The sequence below is a fragment of the Chitinophaga flava genome (genome assembly GCF_003308995.1).
GTDB classification, from domain to species: Bacteria; Bacteroidota; Bacteroidia; order Chitinophagales; family Chitinophagaceae; genus Chitinophaga; species Chitinophaga flava.
This window is the reverse complement of sequence record NZ_QFFJ01000001.1, coordinates 1789458-1805247: the sequence shown is the minus strand read 5'-3', so window position 1 is coordinate 1805247 and position 15790 is coordinate 1789458. Positions and strand designations below refer to the sequence as shown.

Sequence of the window (15790 nt, the reverse complement as noted above, 5' to 3'; positions counted from 1 at the left end):
TTCCTCGTAAATAATTTTGAATGCTTATACCCGCTTCTCCACAAAAATAATTCTTATACTATTAAAGTGTAAGTTGTTTGAGTGTAAAAAAGGAATAACTTCAACTAAAGAAAATAGCTGATAATTTAAGTTCATAATTATTCGTTATTATTGTATAAGCAAGCCCCCGTAAGGGTTTTTGATCATTTAATATTCTCACAATGGACCAGAATTTTTCACCGCAAGTTAAGGAGATCATTTCGTTCAGCAGAGAGGAAGCTTTACGCCTGGGAAATGATTTCATCGGTACTGAACACCTGCTGTTAGGTATTATTCGCGAAGGCGAAGGCACGGCCGTAAAGATTCTGCAGGCTTTAAACGTAGACCTATACGAATTACGTAAAGAAGTAGAATTAGCTGTAAAAGATAAGACTGGAAAAAATATCGCCAATATTAACAGTCTCCCCCTGACCAGACAGGCTGAGAAAGTCATCAGGGTTACGGTCCTCGAAGCTAAAGCACTTAAAAGTGCTACCGTGGAAACCGAACACCTCATGCTTTCCATACTCAAGAACAAGGAAAACGTTTGTACACAAATCTTACAACAATTTGACGTGGACTACGATACTTTTAAAAACGAACTGGGCTTTGTAAAGTCTGCTGACCCTAAATCAGAATTCGACGATCCGGGCGAAGAAGAGTTTGAAGACGAAAGAAAGAGTTACGCTTCCAAAGCCAAACAAACCAATACCAAGTCCAAAACGCCCGTACTGGATAACTTTGGTAGGGATATCACTAAGCTGGCCGAAAGTGGCAGCCTTGACCCCATAGTAGGCCGCGAACAGGAAATTGAACGCGTTTCCCAGATCCTGTCACGCCGTAAAAAGAACAACCCCATCCTTATTGGCGAACCCGGTGTGGGTAAAACAGCCATCGTGGAAGGCCTCGCGCTGCGCATCGTTCAGCGTAAAGTGTCCCGCGTACTGTTCGACAAACGGGTGGTAAGCCTCGACCTCGCTGCCCTGGTAGCCGGTACCAAATACCGCGGCCAGTTTGAAGAAAGGATGAAGGCCATCATGAACGAACTCGAAAAGAACCGTGATGTTATCCTGTTCATCGACGAAATTCATACCATCGTAGGTGCAGGCGGTGCTTCCGGCTCCCTCGATGCCTCCAACATATTCAAACCAGCCCTCGCCAGAGGCGAACTCCAATGCATCGGTGCCTCCACACTGGACGAATACCGCATGTATATCGAGAAAGACGGCGCCCTGGACCGCCGTTTCCAGAAAGTAATGGTAGAACCACCCAGCGTGGAAGAAACCATACAGATCCTCAATAATATCAAGCCCCGTTATGAAGAATATCATAACGTAAGCTATACCGATGCTGCCATCGATGCATGCGTGAAACTCAGCGACCGCTACATGACCGACCGCCTGTTGCCCGACAAGGCCATAGACGTACTCGATGAAGTAGGCGCCAGAGTACACCTCAAAAACATCAACGTGCCGCAGAATATCCTCGACCTGGAAAAACAGATCGAAGACATCAAGCAGGAAAAAAATAAAGTCGTTAAAAGTCAACGCTTCGAAGAAGCCGCTGCGCTGCGCGATACTGAAAAGAAACTGGGTGAAGACCTGGAACGCGCTAAAGCCATGTGGGAAGAAGAAGTGAAACATAAACGCTACCCGATCGACGAAGAAGCTATCGCGGAAGTTGTCAGCATGATGACCGGTATCCCTGTAAAAAGGATGGTACAGGCCGAAACAGAGAAACTCCGCCGCATGGGCGAAGATCTCAAAGGCGCCGTGGTTGGCCAGGACGATGCTATCAGCAAAGTCACCAAAGCTATCCAACGTAACCGCGTAGGCCTGAAAGATCCGAAAAAACCAATCGGTACCTTTATCTTCCTCGGTCCTACCGGTGTAGGTAAAACAGAGCTGGCCAAATCCCTGGCCCGCTACATGTTCGACTCCGATGAAGCACTCATCCGTATAGACATGAGTGAATACATGGAGAAATTCTCTGTAAGCCGCCTCATTGGTGCGCCTCCGGGATATGTAGGATATGAAGAAGGTGGTCAGCTGACCGAAAAAGTTCGGCGCAAACCATACTCCGTAATCCTGCTCGACGAAATCGAAAAAGCACATCCGGATATCTATAACCTCCTCCTGCAGGTGCTCGATGATGGTATCCTCACCGATGGCCTCGGCCGTAAAGTGGATTTCAAAAATACCCTCATCATCATGACCTCCAACATCGGTGCCCGCCAGTTAAAAGACTTCGGCGCCGGCGTAGGGTTCACCACCTCCGCTAAATCAATGAGCGAAGAGGAAAATACCAAATCAGTGATCGAAAAAGCACTGAAAAGGACCTTCTCTCCGGAATTCCTTAACAGAATCGATGATGTGATCATCTTTAACTCTCTGAGCAAAGAACATATCTATACCATCATCGATATCACCATGAAGAGCGTGCTCAAACGCCTCAACAACCTGGGCTTCAGCCTCGAACTGACAGACGAAGCAAAAGGCTTCCTCGCAGACAAAGGCTACGACCAGCAGTTCGGCGCCAGACCACTTCACAGGGCCATCCAGAAATACCTGGAAGACCCGCTGGCAGAAGAAATTCTGAATATGAACATCCATGATGGCGATGTCCTGGTTGCTGACCTCGACAAAGAAAACCAGAAACTGGTGTTCACCTTACAGAACAATTCTTCCAAAAGCAAATCAGAGAAATCTGAAGCGTAAATAACGCAATACATATTATCCAGGAGGCTGTCTTATTATTAAGACAGCCTCTTTTTTTATAGCTTTTTAGTATTCATCATCCTGTATTTTGGCAAAAAATGGCCATTAAATCCCATTTATCAAGGCTGTCCTAACATGTTCATGTTAACTTTAGTTTTTTCAAGATAAGTTCGGCTGCTGCACTATGTTTGCAGCCCACATCCTCCTCGTTGAAATCGATCTCAAAGCCCTGAAATCATGAAATAACTCCGGTTTTATGATATTATGAAAATATAAAATATAGCATAATAGTGTCATTTTTAAAAAATTACTTATGCGTACTTTTGTTGTATCAATAAATATTAACCTCTGTTATTTATTGTTTAGGAATTGTGTATGCATTTATTCCTATATATATTATAAAATTATCTATATCTTTATTCTACTTCCTTTAACTGAATACACAACGATATAAAACAAGCTGGTCATGCCTGGCTTGGAAGATCATTTAAACTATTTATCCTTATACCATGACTAAACCTTTACACGTCGCACTTCGCGGTATGTTACTGGGAGGCCTCGCGCTTCTTGCTACCGATACCTACGCGCAGCTTAAAGTGGGTGATCACCCAACCAAAATAAACAAAGCCTCCGTATTGGAACTGGAATCAGACAGACAGGGTCTCTTACTGCCCCGCCTGAAACAGTTCAGTGATATCGACGCCCTCACACCTCCAGATGGTATGATCGTTTATTATGATCCGGCTCCTCCCGCACCCGCCACTGACAAAGGTCTCTACATCAGAAGAAATGGTGCCTGGGAAAAAATGGCTAACAACGCCGATGCGAACAGTAACTGGAAACTCACCGGAAACGATGCTGTAGCAGGTAACTTCATCGGTACCAACGCCGGCAGCGTTCCTCTCGTATTAAAAGGCCAGGGCGTTGATGGTCTCATCATCGACAACGGTTATGCCTTCTTCAAAAAACTGGACCTCGTAACCACGGGTGTAGATGTATTACTGGTAGATCCTACAACTGGTAAGGTGTCCAGACGAACAATCAGCGAGTCTGCCTTCACCACCGCCATCAATTCACTGAATGGTGATAAAACTGCAGCCCAGACACTGTCTACAGATGCGGCTGACTATAGCTTCGCTCACGATGGCGCTGGCGACCATAAACTCACTATCGCTACACAGGATGGTACTAAAACAGTAGGTCTCCTCACCAAAGCCGATTATCTGCGTTTCGATCAGGCTACCAAAGCACTGGTGATCACCGGCTTCAATACTACCCCTAATGCCAACGGTCTGAGTATTACCACCATTGCTGGTAACCCGTCCCTGGCCCTCCACGCTGCTGATGCTACCAACCCGGGTGCATTAACAGCTACCGACCAGAACATCGGCGGTAACAAAACATTTAAAAACAACCTCATCGTAGATGGTTCCGGTACTATCAGCTCCGGCCTCACCGTTACCGGTGCTACCCTCCTCAAAGATGATGCGGTTATCAATAAATCATTACAGGTAGGAACTACCTCCGAACTGAAAGGTAAAGTGACCCTGGGCAGCGTTGCCGCAGGTACTGCCACAGACCTGGATGTGCTCATGCTGGGAACCACAGGTGAAGTAATAAAGAAAACATTGCCTGCTTCTGCCTTCAATCCGGTAATCAATACTATCAACGGTCTTAAAGGCCCGGATGTAACTATTAACAACGGTATTCAGGGACCAGATGTGCACTTTACACAGGATGCTGCTACCCAAACTGTGACACTCCACATCCCAACAGCTACCCCACTTACCGACAGAGGTCTGATGTCCAATGGCGACCAGACTTTCAAAGGAAACAAGAAACTGAACGATGACCTGGCTGTACGCACCAAAGTAATTGTTGGTGATACTACTGCACTTGCCAACTCTACTCTGCAGGTGGCTGGTTCTGTATCCATGAACATCGTGAACGTTTCTGCAGACCACCCTATGACCGATGCAGATAACACCATCCTGGTAGACTGCTCCGGTGGCGACCGTAAAGTAACCCTGCTCACTGCTGTAGGCAGAAAAGGAAGGGTGATCACTGTTAAAAAAATCGGCGGTACCCTGGCCAGATCCTTACAGATCCTGCCTAACGGTGCCGAACGTATTGAAGATGGAACCGACTACTTCATTTATAACGACTGGACTTTCGTAACACTGCAGTCCGATGGTGCCAACTGGTTTATCATCAGAAAATAATTCTATAACGGTAAGGTATAAACGCTTTTTGTAAAAAGCGTTTATACCTTACCGTTATCAGCTGTTTTGTCTGTTTTACCGATTTCCCGCAACCGTAATTTATGAAGATGATTGCTTTAAGATATTTACCCATACTGGGAATGGGCATCCTGTTTTCTGTCAGCTCCGCTGCCCAGCAGCTGAAACTGGGCCTTCAACCTACACAAATCCGTAAAGATGCTTTGCTGGAACTGAACAGCGACAGCCAGGGGCTGTTGCTCAACAGGGTTCCTAAAAGTGCCATTACTGCCGGAGGAGCACTATTCAATGCTGCCGATGGTATGTTTGTGTATGTAACAGACGCTGGAGAAAAATGCCTCTATATCAAAGCTGCCGGTGCGTGGAAAAAAGTAGCCGATTTCTCCGGAATCACTACAGACAACATTCCTGAAGGAACCACCAATCTGTACTTTACCAACGCAAGGGCCAGGGCCGCTTTCTCTGCAGGCACCGGTATCAATATCGATGCGGCAGGGGCCATCAGCAATACGGGTGTGCTCACTTTCGCCGGCCGTAAGCCGGATGCCGCTGGTAATATTGCTCCACTGGCAGCCGATTACGCGTCCTTTTACCTGCCCTGGGCCAGTACAGTCACCTTACAGGCTGGTATCGGTATGAAAAGCACTACTACCGCTACCCAAAACCTGAACACCAACCCAACATTCACCATTGATGCAGACAAAGACGCTGCCATCTGGAACGCCAATAAACTGGCTTCTGTACCGGTGTCTGCTACAGCGCCTGCTGCTAACCAGGTACTTACCTTTAATGGTACACAATGGGAGCCCAAAGCTCCAGCATCCGGAGGAACCGGATTTATCATCAATGGAACTTCGCCGCAAACCGCAGATTTTAACATCTCCGGTTACGCAGATGTTGGTACGGCCGTAAGAGTAGGAGGTAACATAACCGCAGGAGGTGGTTTAACCGCAGCAACGGGCTCTTTTTCTTCTACCGTATCCGTTGCCAACGGCCTCTCTTTAACCAACCTTACCACCGGCTCTGTGCCTTTCATCGGAGCCTCCGGCCTGGTAACGCAATTCAACGGGCAGTTCTTCTGGGATAATGCCAAAACAGCCCTGGGTCTGGGCACCAACGCCCCTAAAAATAAACTGGAAATAACCAGTCAGGCTGCCGGCCTCAATGAAACTGGTTTCACCTCCGGTCTCCGGCTCAGCAACCTGGCTTCTGTTGCACCTGGCGCTGCCAATGCAAAAATGCTCTCCATCAATACAAATGGTGATGTGATCGTAACACAAAACCCGATTAGTACCAGAAAAATCAAGCTGGTAGCTGGCAGCGGCGTCATCGATTTCGGCGCCACAGGAGAACAGGATCTGTCTGCCGACAGAACCTGGCTCATCAAAGTGGACAGCAGCAAAAACATCTGGAACGCCAATAAGATCCAGAATAATGCAGTAGCCACAACTGCCCCCAATGATGGTGACGTATTAAAATGGAACACGACCACACAAATGTATACCCCCGCTCCGGATATTACTGGTGGCGCCTCCTATGAAACATTAAAAACAACGGATATCACTAAGGCAGACGCCCCGGATGCCCGTTACCGCATGAAAATATGGCAAGGTCCTGATCCGGCAGTGACAGGGTCTGGTGCCGGACCAGTAACGAATGGGCCTTCAGGTACCACAGCATGGGCCTGGAGTGCACTTGCTTTTAAATCCGGTAACTATACCACTCAACTTTACTTCGACAAAAATACACTGGCGCTCAGAGAATGGCAGGGTGGACAGGCTCCACTGACAGCAAACACTGGTAACCCCTGGTATAAAGTGGTGACCACGCTTGGAGATAATAGTATCCCTGTCGGTGCCATCCCATTTGGCTATCGTACCAGTGATGCATCTACAGAAATTAGCCAGGATGCCAATAACCTCTTCTGGGACAATACCAATAAAGAACTGGGAATTGGAACCAATAACCCCGCTGCAAACCTTGACGTGAATGGCACTTTTAAAATGGGACAGAATGCCACACCATTGAGCGGTATGTATAAATTCCAGGTCACTTATGTGCCGGGATCTAATACAATCGCTGCGCAAAAACAATATATAGCAACCCTTACGGTGCCAGCCGGAACACCTGCATTGAATACAGATGGAAGTGTGATTGTGACCCCCACTGCAGATTTTCCAGCACCTGGGAGTTCCGTATTGTTGATTGGTTGGGCAAGAGTTGGTAGCAATAATAGTATCAGAATCTGTTTAGTTAATGCTGGTTCAGCTACATATAACTCTACCACAAATATCAAATTCAACGTCACCGTTATTCAATAATTGAGTTTTGAAGAGACATCTACTTGCGATATTAATAATATGTTTGATGGGCAGTGCATTTACAGCATCTGCACAGCAGGGTGTCTTCATCCCCGCCGGTGGCTCTGTATGGCTGTCCGGCAATTCCGGTGTGTTTTCTGATCTCACGAATAATGGGATCTTCGGATCTAATCCTTCCACTACTTTATATTTCCTTAGCAAAAAGTGGACTAACGGTAACGGTGCTACGTTGCCTGATGAAAGTGCCGATGGCCGCTCTGGTATAGGTGGTAAATTCCTCTTCTCTGCCCTGAATCCGCTGTATGGCAATATGGGTCAGCAGACGGTTTTCGGCAGTTATAGCCTTGCCTCCAGGCAGGGTACAAGTTTCCCCAACATCGAACTCGACAATTCCGCAGGACTGCTACTCGATGATCTCAGCGATCTCAAAATCAGAAACAACCTGCATTTCACCAATGGTTATATTTTCCTCAACGGCTGGAATCTCCAGGTAGGAGAAAACAATCCCGGCACTATTACCGGATACAACGATAGGAAGTTTGTGGTGAATGGCCCCGGTTTTGCCGGTGGCGCACTCTACCGGACAGGCATAAACGATGCTGCTGCCAAAGTGGTATTCCCCGTAGGTACTTCTACTGATAACTATTCCCCGGCAGCTATTCTGTTGTCAGGCGCTACCGATATGTTCAGTGTGCGTGCCTACGACAGTGTGTACACCGTTGCTGCAGGCGGCCGCGCCTACCGCGACAGCTTCGTCAACAGAACCTGGAACATCACCCGCACAGACAATACCGGTGGTGAAGCTACGGTGATACTCCAGCACATGGATAAAGACGAACTGCCTGGCTATGCTGCTGCCCGTGATAGTAGTTACATCACCCGTTTTACCGGCGGAGTATGGGACCAGGTGCCTTATATTGCAGCCCTGCCCAAACCCGGCACCCTTACTACCAACGGCCTGGCAGACCCGGCCACCATGCATATGCGCACTTTCACCGGCCTCGGCGCCAGTGAATATTTCTCTAAAACAGTATTGGTCAGCAAAGCAAAACCTGCAGTATTCCTGCTCTTCGAAGCTTATCGTATAGCACCGCTCATGGTGCAGCTCGACTGGACCACCAGCAGGGAAGTCAACAATCTGTTGTTTGAAGTGGAACGCAGATACGAAAGAGAAGAAGTGTTCACAAAAATTGCCACTGTACCTACCAAAGCACTCAACGGCAACAGCAATGTGCCGCTCAGCTATACCCTCCAGGACCTCAACGATTACGATGGCTGGACCTATTACCGTATCAAGGCTGTGTCCAGAAGCGGCAAGGAAGTATACTCCGAAATCAGGGCGGTGCCACCATTTGTACAGATCGATGTATTCCCGAATCCGAACAATGGCAAGTTCAGGGTACGTATCCGTGGCATAAGAGGCCCGCTGTTTATGCAGCTCCGCGATACCTGGAGCCAGTTGATGCGCCAGTACGATATACAGCAGGATAATGACCTCAACGTGAGCGATATGCCAGCTGGTACTTACTTTATGGTCATCTATCATAAAGAGACCATGAAGGTGGCTTATACCTGCAAGGTAATCGTGGTGGAATAAGGAGCGTTTGCTTTTTTCGCATAATTCCCTCAATTTTGTAGGGTTATTTCTGTAGGCGATCCAAAAAGAGCAAGTTTGAAAAGAATAATTATCACGATAGATGGCTACTCCTCTTGTGGCAAAAGTACATTGGCAAAACAAATGGCCAGGAAACTGGACTATGTGTATATAGATAGTGGTGCCATGTATCGTGCTATTACGCTCTATTTCATGCAGAACCGTGTAGACTGGGCTTCTCAGCCTGCTGTAGTAGCTGCGTTGGCAGATATTCACCTCGAATTCCTGTACAACACCCTCACCGGTGCCAGCGAAATGCACCTCAATGGTGAAAATGTGGAGCACCTGATACGCGAAATGCTCGTCGCAGAAAAAGTAAGTGAAGTAGCTGCCGTAAAAGAAGTACGGGAGTTTGCCGTAGCACAGCAGAAAAAAATGGGTACCCGCAAAGGCATCGTGATGGATGGCCGCGATATCGGTACTGTTGTATTCCCGCATGCCGAGCTCAAGATATTTATGACGGCAGATATCTCCATCCGGGTAGAACGCCGCTTTAAAGAGCTGTATGAAAAGAATAAAAACATCTCCATCGAGGAAGTAAAGGAAAATCTGGAGCTGAGAGATTATATCGATGCCAATCGCGAAATCAGCCCGCTCCGCAAAGCCGAAGATGCTATCATCCTGGATAACAGCCAGTTAAGCCGCGAAGAACAGATGGACCTGGTAATGCAATGGGTGGAAGATGCCATAATGGCCCATACTTCATGAAATAATATTTTCTTTTATTAAAAGTGTTTTATACATTTGCCTTGTCCCTGCCTAACCACCAGCGGACCATCTCAATAATTTTCCACATCCTGAAGAATTTCCTGCTATTTTTTGTGTATGCAAAACTATGTCAATACCTGACCCGGTTTTTCATGCCTCATCGGACCTAAAAGATTGCCTGGGTATTTATGCTGAATAATGTGATGCGCCCCTGGCACCTGTGCCTGAACGTATAACATTGAATAAGACACAACCATTGAATTTGTGAACGCTGGACGCGTATAATATATATGTCGCTGTCCTATGAAAGTCTTATCCTGACTATATCCACAAGGACCTTTTGCTATTAACCGATTATTGAACTTATCTATATATAAAACTCGCCCTGCGCAGTGTAATCACTGCTGTAAGGCATAAAGAGAAATGTGGGATGGCATGGCTTGCCATGACCGTTCCATGTTTTCAGTAGGTGTATTCGGTTAATAGGAAGAAGGGGCGAATTCTTTCGCCCTTTCGCTTTTTGGGAAGAATCAGCTTCACACCTGAATAATACCCCTGATTCGTAATTTGTAATCCGTAATTCGTAATTCTTCTTTAAATTGTGTGGTCACACTGTTCTGCTAATGTCTGTAAAAGGTCTATGGATTTTAGGCTTGCTCGTTATCGGCGCTTGTTGGGCCGCATCTGCACAGGATTCCCTGCGGATCTACCACACCCTCGACTCCATCCGTATGCTGCCCAATGATACCGGCAAAATATCCCTGCTGATCAGGAAAGGTAAACAACATGCCCGCTATTTCGAGAGCCATAAAACGGAAAACCTCTTCTGGCAGGACGCTTTGCCGCTGGCCCAGAAACTACGCGCTACCAGAAGCCTGGTCCTCATTTTCAATGAACTGGGTACTGTCAAAAGAAACAAATCCCAGTACCTCCTCGCTGAAGATTATCACGAAAAAGCCATCAAATTTGCAGAAGAAGCCAATGATACCCTGCTGATGTGCCTATCCTTTAATAACGCCGGGGTAGACAGCCGGCGCCAGGACAAACTACAGCAGGCCTTCGATTACCATCTCCACGCACTCCAGCTGGCCGAAAAAATCAACGATGTCCGTAATATCTGCGTGGCCACCAATAGTATCGGCAATATCCAGCTGACAGCCGAAAACTATGACGATGCTATCCGCCATTTCAACCGCGCCCTTAAACTGGAAGAACAAAGCCATAACGACCTGGGCGTGGCCATCAACCTGGGTAACCTCGGATATGCCTACCAGGGGCAGAATAAACTGGACCTGGCTATTATGTATTACCGCCGCTCCCTGGTCGTCAACCAGAGAATCGACAATCCTACGGGAATGGCTATATGTTATAACGCCCTCGGTGCTACCTACAAAGAGAAAAAAGACTACAGCGCCGCTATGGACTACCTTCAGAAGGCCCTGACAGTCAATGATAAGGTAGATGATAAAGTACATGTGGCCGAAAGTTATCTCAACATCGGTAAGTTGCTCAGCGCCCAGAACAAACATGAAGAAGCCCGGAACTATATGCAGCAGTCCATCGATCTCAGCATGTTCTGGAACTTCAAGTCTATGCTCATGGATGCTTACAAGGCCCTGTCAGCCGATTATAAAGTTAGTGGCGATTTCAAAAGGTCTATGGACGCCGCCGATAAATCACTACTTTATAAAGACAGTATCCTCAACGAAAAATCGGCCATGGCCCTCAAACAGATGCAGGCCATCTATGAGGTAGACCGGAAAGATAACCAGATCAAAACATTGGAACATGATAAAATGGTGAATGAACTAAGGACCAAACGTAACGTCATGTTCATCTTCACCCTCGCAGGTTTCCTCCTGATGTCCATTGTAGGTGGGTTCTTTTATATCCGCCACCGCAACCTGGAAGCCAACAAACAAACCCTGCAACTGGAACTGAAGTCCCTTCGTTCCCAGATGAATCCGCATTTTATCTTTAATTGTCTCAGCTCTATCCATCGGTATATCTGGAGTAATAATCAGGAAGAAGCATCTGACTATCTCACCAAATTCTCCCGTCTGATGCGTCTTATCCTGGACAATACCCAGCATACTTTTGTGACGCTTAATAAAGAACTGGAATCGCTCCGCCTGTACCTCGATCTGGAATCTTTACGCTGTAATGGTATATTTGAGTACAGTATACGGGTAGATCCCGAAATCAATGATGAAGAAGTCCTCATCCCGCCGATGATCCTGCAACCTTATGTGGAAAACGCGATCTGGCATGGCCTGGTACATAAAAATGCCGATATGGGATTACTGGATGTGGAAATAATGCTGAAAAGCAGAAGTCTGGTTTGTACTATTACCGACAATGGCATCGGCCGGCGTAAAGCCATGGAAATAAAAGAAAAAAAGGATAAAATGCATAATTCCGTCGGTATGAAAGTGACGGAAGGCCGGATTGACCTGATCCGGAAGATCAATAATAAGGAAGCAAAAGTAACCGTAACAGACCTGGAAGATCCGGCTGGTCAACCTGCCGGTACCATGGTAACGATCGTTTTACCAGCCGAATTTATATTTTAGCAAAAAATTGCGGACGGCCTGATGCCTGCTCGCACTAAACCTACACAGCATGAGCGATATAAAAGCTATCATCGTAGATGATGAGCAACATTGTATTGATGCCTTGCAGACCATGTTATTAAAGAAGTGCCCCGGAGTAGAGATCGTTGGATCAGCCAAAGGAGTGAAAGAAGCAAAAGAACTGGTGGATGAACTTCATCCCGACCTGGTATTCCTTGACGTGGAAATGCCTCACCAGAACGGATTTGAATTGTTGAAACAGTATGAAAAGGTTGCCTTCGACGTTATTTTTACCACTGCATATGAACAATACGCCCTCAAAGCGATTAAGTTCAATGCGCTGGACTATCTCCTTAAACCCTTCAGTGTAAAGGAACTGCAAGATGCCCTGGACAAATGCCGGGAGAAAAAACAACACCGGCAGAAAGAGAACGGAACATCTCCGATGGATGTGTTCCTGCAAAACATGAAAACACTCCAGCAATCACATAAAAAGATTGCCCTGCCCACTATCAACGGGCTCGTGTTTATGCCGGTACAGAATATTGTACGTTGTGAATCAACCGGCAACTATACCCGCATTTTCTTTACAGACAAGAAAAACCTGATGGTGTCCCGTCCGCTGAAGGAGTTTGAAGAACTCCTGGCAGATGTCGATTTTTTCAGGGTGCATAATTCCCATCTTATCAACCTGCAGCAGATGCAGTCCTATATCCAGGGAGAAGGAGGGTTTGCACTGATGAGTGACGGGGCGCAGGTGGAAGTTTCCAGAAGGCGTAAGGCCGATTTTCTGAAGAGGGCTATGCAGTTCTAACCGGTGAAAACGGCTATGTCCCTTATCTTCAGCGAAAAAGTGGTTTCCGATTTTATGCTTATTCATACCACTTATGGTCAATATGCTACCGGATAATAAATGGCTGTTGCGTCCCTTTTCTGGATGGTTTACATTTGAGTTAAGATTTCATTTTAACGCTATATAAAAATTTAATTCTCTGCATTACTAGCGTGATTAGCCCCAAAGAAAAAAGACACCTTCTGGTGTCTTTTTTGTTATAGTAATATTGTTATTAATCCTGTTACAGATAGCAATTATTAGTCAATGATGGCGAGTTCGTCTGCTTTATGCTCCAGTCCGTAAAACGACAGCAGCCGGCGGATGACACCTTCTACCAGTGCATCGGGGCAGGAGGCGCCACTGGTCAGGAGTATGGTCACCTGTTCTTTTTCTGGTAAAAAAGTATCACTGTGAATTTCTGTTTTATGATGGAAATCCCAGTGGTTGATTTTGTCTGTCGCTACCATTTGTTCCGGAGCGTTGATAAAATAGGTGGGCAGCTTCTCTTCGCAGAGTTCTACCAGGTGGGAGGTATTGGAGCTGTTATAGCCGCCTACTACAATCGCTAGGTCAGCAGGTGCTTCCAGCATACCGATAACGGCGCTTTGGTTGTCATTGGTGGCATAACAGAGCGTATCGCGGGTATCCGCAAAACGTTCGCCTGCAGTGGCCTCTGTGAGGGCGTAACGGTCCATCATTACCTGTCGGATATAGTCAGCGATGGCCTGTGTTTCGGTAGCCAGCATGGTAGTCTGGTTTACCACGCCTACACGCTGCAGGTCTTTGGTGACATCAAAACCGGGTGAATACTGCCCTTTGAACTGCTCATAAAAGGCATCTGCCGGTGTTTCGCCGGTGATGAAGCGGGCCAGTTTTTCGGTTTCAGCCATGTCTTTTACCACTACGGTAGGGGTGTTGGACTGGCTGTGGGAGAAGGTGGCCCTGGTTTCTTCGTGTTTGGGTTTGCCATGCACGATGACGGTATATTGTTTTTTACCGATTTGTTCCGCTTTGTTCCATACTCTTTCCACAAAGGGGCAAGTAGTATTGTATTTCAGTGGTTCTATGCCGAGGGAGGCCAGTTTGTTTTCCGTTTCAATGGTGGTGCCAAAGGCGGGAATGATCACGATATCATCGGGTTGGAGTGTTTCCCAGGGTACCAGCTGGTTGCCGGCGGTGTCCATGATAAACTGCACGCCACGGTCCAGCAGGTCGTTATTCACATGTGGGTTGTGGATCATTTCGCTGAGCAGGAAAATACGTTTGTCCGGGTTTTCGTCCACTGTTTTAAACGCTATTTCGATGGCGTTTTCCACTCCATAGCAGAAGCCGAAATGGCGGGCAAGCAGTATTTTAAGCGGACCAAAGTCAAGCGTAGTGGGCGTAAAGTCCTTTTTCATGCGGTCCTGCTGTTTGCGTTGGTTTTTGATGGCGCTGATCAGCGGACTGCGATATATAACCGGAACATTGAATGTTTTCATGCGTAAATGGGCAAAAAGTTGAAAGGCAAAGTTAATCAGTTTTCTTTGCTGACTTTATCCAACCAGGCTTTTTCTTCAGCGCTGAGGCTTTGGTAACCTTTTTCGTTGATTTTGTCGAGCAGCTGGTCGAGGCGCAGCTGGTTGTTGTCTTCCGGTTTTTTCACCACTTTGAGCGGGGATTTTTTAGGTTTGGACCGGGCCTGTTGTTGCTGGCCTTCTTTTCTGGTTTCAGGATCAAAAAGCCAGATAAGAGGTTTACAGAGGTCGGTACCATTTTGCAGTATTCTGATGTAGAAGAAACCGAACAGAGCGCCGCCCATATGGGAGATGATACCACCCAGGTTGCCCCTTGGGATGGAGATGATGCCGAGGGCGATGAGGCCAAGGGCCAGCCATTTCAGCCTGATATTACCCAGGAAGAGCAGGCCTATTTCGTAGTTGGGCATCAGGGTGGCGCAGGCTACCAGGATGCACATAACGGAGGCAGAAGCGCCGATCATGCCGGACGGGAAGCCGGGCAGGAAGAGGTTATAGCAGAGCATGTACAGGAGGCCACCGGAGATGCCGCCCATCAGATAGAGGGGAAGCACGCGTTTGTTGCCCAGGAAGCCCCGGAAAAGGTTACCAAACCAGTAAAGGTTCAGCATATTGAAAAAAATGTGGAAGATCTCTACATGGGTAAACATATAGGTGATCAGCCCCCATGGTTTTCTGATGAAGGTGTTCAGCTGCGAGTGAAGGGCAAGCTGGTCATATGTCCAGGAAAATAAAGTGTTGGTGGGGTAGAACGTATTAACGATATACAATATATTGATCCCGAGAAAAACAACAATATTCCAGAGGAGCAAATGATTGACTGTGTTGCCTTGCCTTAGCCAATAACGAATATCCGATTGAAATGAGGTCCCGTTCATATACACAAATTAAGATAAAAAATCCGGGATTTTACATCCATTCATAGAGATTTTCAGTTGATGAAATTTATAGTTTTTTACTGCAAACAAATATTCATTGGACACTGAATAGATAACAAATTTTTACTATTCTGGTTGTGAAAAAAGGGGCAAAAATTATTCCTTTTTCTGTTGTCGTAAAAAAGTAAAAAATGTCTTCAAAAGAGAAATTTTATGCATGTGTTTAAATAAAATCTGAAAAGAACGTTAAATACTTCAGTGAATTGGGGTTTTCTTCAGGAAAAATAGGGTAAACCGGCTAATATTTCGTATTTTTGCCCTCCCATAAA

At 46.6% G+C, this 15790-nt stretch carries 9 protein-coding genes; 7 read left to right on the top strand and 2 right to left on the bottom strand.

Features of this window, described 5'->3' with window-relative positions:
* The first annotated feature begins 200 nt into the window (after nucleotides 1-200).
* The 7 genes from DF182_RS07170 to DF182_RS07140 all read left to right on the top strand — a co-directional run bounded on the left by DF182_RS07170 (nucleotide 201) and on the right by DF182_RS07140 (nucleotide 13045).
* A complete protein-coding gene (locus DF182_RS07170; RefSeq protein WP_113614967.1) occupies nucleotides 201-2735 on the top strand; it encodes an ATP-dependent Clp protease ATP-binding subunit in 2535 nt (844 codons plus the stop codon).
* A gap of 509 nt (nucleotides 2736-3244) precedes the next feature.
* Nucleotides 3245-4957 carry a hypothetical protein gene (locus DF182_RS07165; RefSeq protein ID WP_147243367.1) on the top strand — a complete coding sequence of 571 codons (1713 nt, stop codon included), beginning with the start codon at nucleotides 3245-3247 and terminating at the stop codon, nucleotides 4955-4957.
* Between the two features lie 101 nt (nucleotides 4958-5058).
* Complete coding sequence (locus DF182_RS07160) at nucleotides 5059-7296, top strand: hypothetical protein (RefSeq protein WP_113614965.1); 2238 nt, start codon at nucleotides 5059-5061, stop codon at nucleotides 7294-7296.
* A 46-nt stretch (nucleotides 7297-7342) separates the two neighbouring features.
* Nucleotides 7343-8893 carry a T9SS type A sorting domain-containing protein gene (locus DF182_RS07155; RefSeq protein ID WP_113614964.1) on the top strand — a complete coding sequence of 517 codons (1551 nt, stop codon included), beginning with the start codon at nucleotides 7343-7345 and terminating at the stop codon, nucleotides 8891-8893.
* Nucleotides 8894-8968: 75 nt separating this feature from the next.
* Complete coding sequence (gene cmk / locus DF182_RS07150; RefSeq protein ID WP_113614963.1) at nucleotides 8969-9658, top strand: (d)CMP kinase; 690 nt, start codon at nucleotides 8969-8971, stop codon at nucleotides 9656-9658.
* A 623-nt stretch (nucleotides 9659-10281) separates the two neighbouring features.
* Nucleotides 10282-12231 carry a tetratricopeptide repeat-containing sensor histidine kinase gene (locus DF182_RS07145; RefSeq protein ID WP_113614962.1) on the top strand — a complete coding sequence of 650 codons (1950 nt, stop codon included), beginning with the start codon at nucleotides 10282-10284 and terminating at the stop codon, nucleotides 12229-12231.
* Nucleotides 12232-12280: 49 nt separating this feature from the next.
* Nucleotides 12281-13045, top strand: a complete 765-nt coding sequence (locus DF182_RS07140) for a LytR/AlgR family response regulator transcription factor (protein WP_113614961.1) — start codon at nucleotides 12281-12283, stop codon at nucleotides 13043-13045.
* A gap of 278 nt (nucleotides 13046-13323) precedes the next feature.
* On the opposite strand, the gene DF182_RS07135 is transcribed toward DF182_RS07140, so the two are convergent.
* Nucleotides 13324-14583, bottom strand: a complete 1260-nt coding sequence (locus DF182_RS07135) for a 4-hydroxy-3-methylbut-2-enyl diphosphate reductase (RefSeq protein WP_262511095.1) — start codon at nucleotides 14581-14583, stop codon at nucleotides 13324-13326.
* Nucleotides 14583-15461 carry a rhomboid family intramembrane serine protease gene (locus tag DF182_RS07130; RefSeq protein WP_113614959.1) on the bottom strand — a complete coding sequence of 293 codons (879 nt, stop codon included), beginning with the start codon at nucleotides 15459-15461 and terminating at the stop codon, nucleotides 14583-14585. The genes DF182_RS07135 and DF182_RS07130 overlap by 1 nt, the downstream gene beginning before the upstream one ends.
* Nucleotides 15462-15790: the final 329 nt, after the last annotated feature.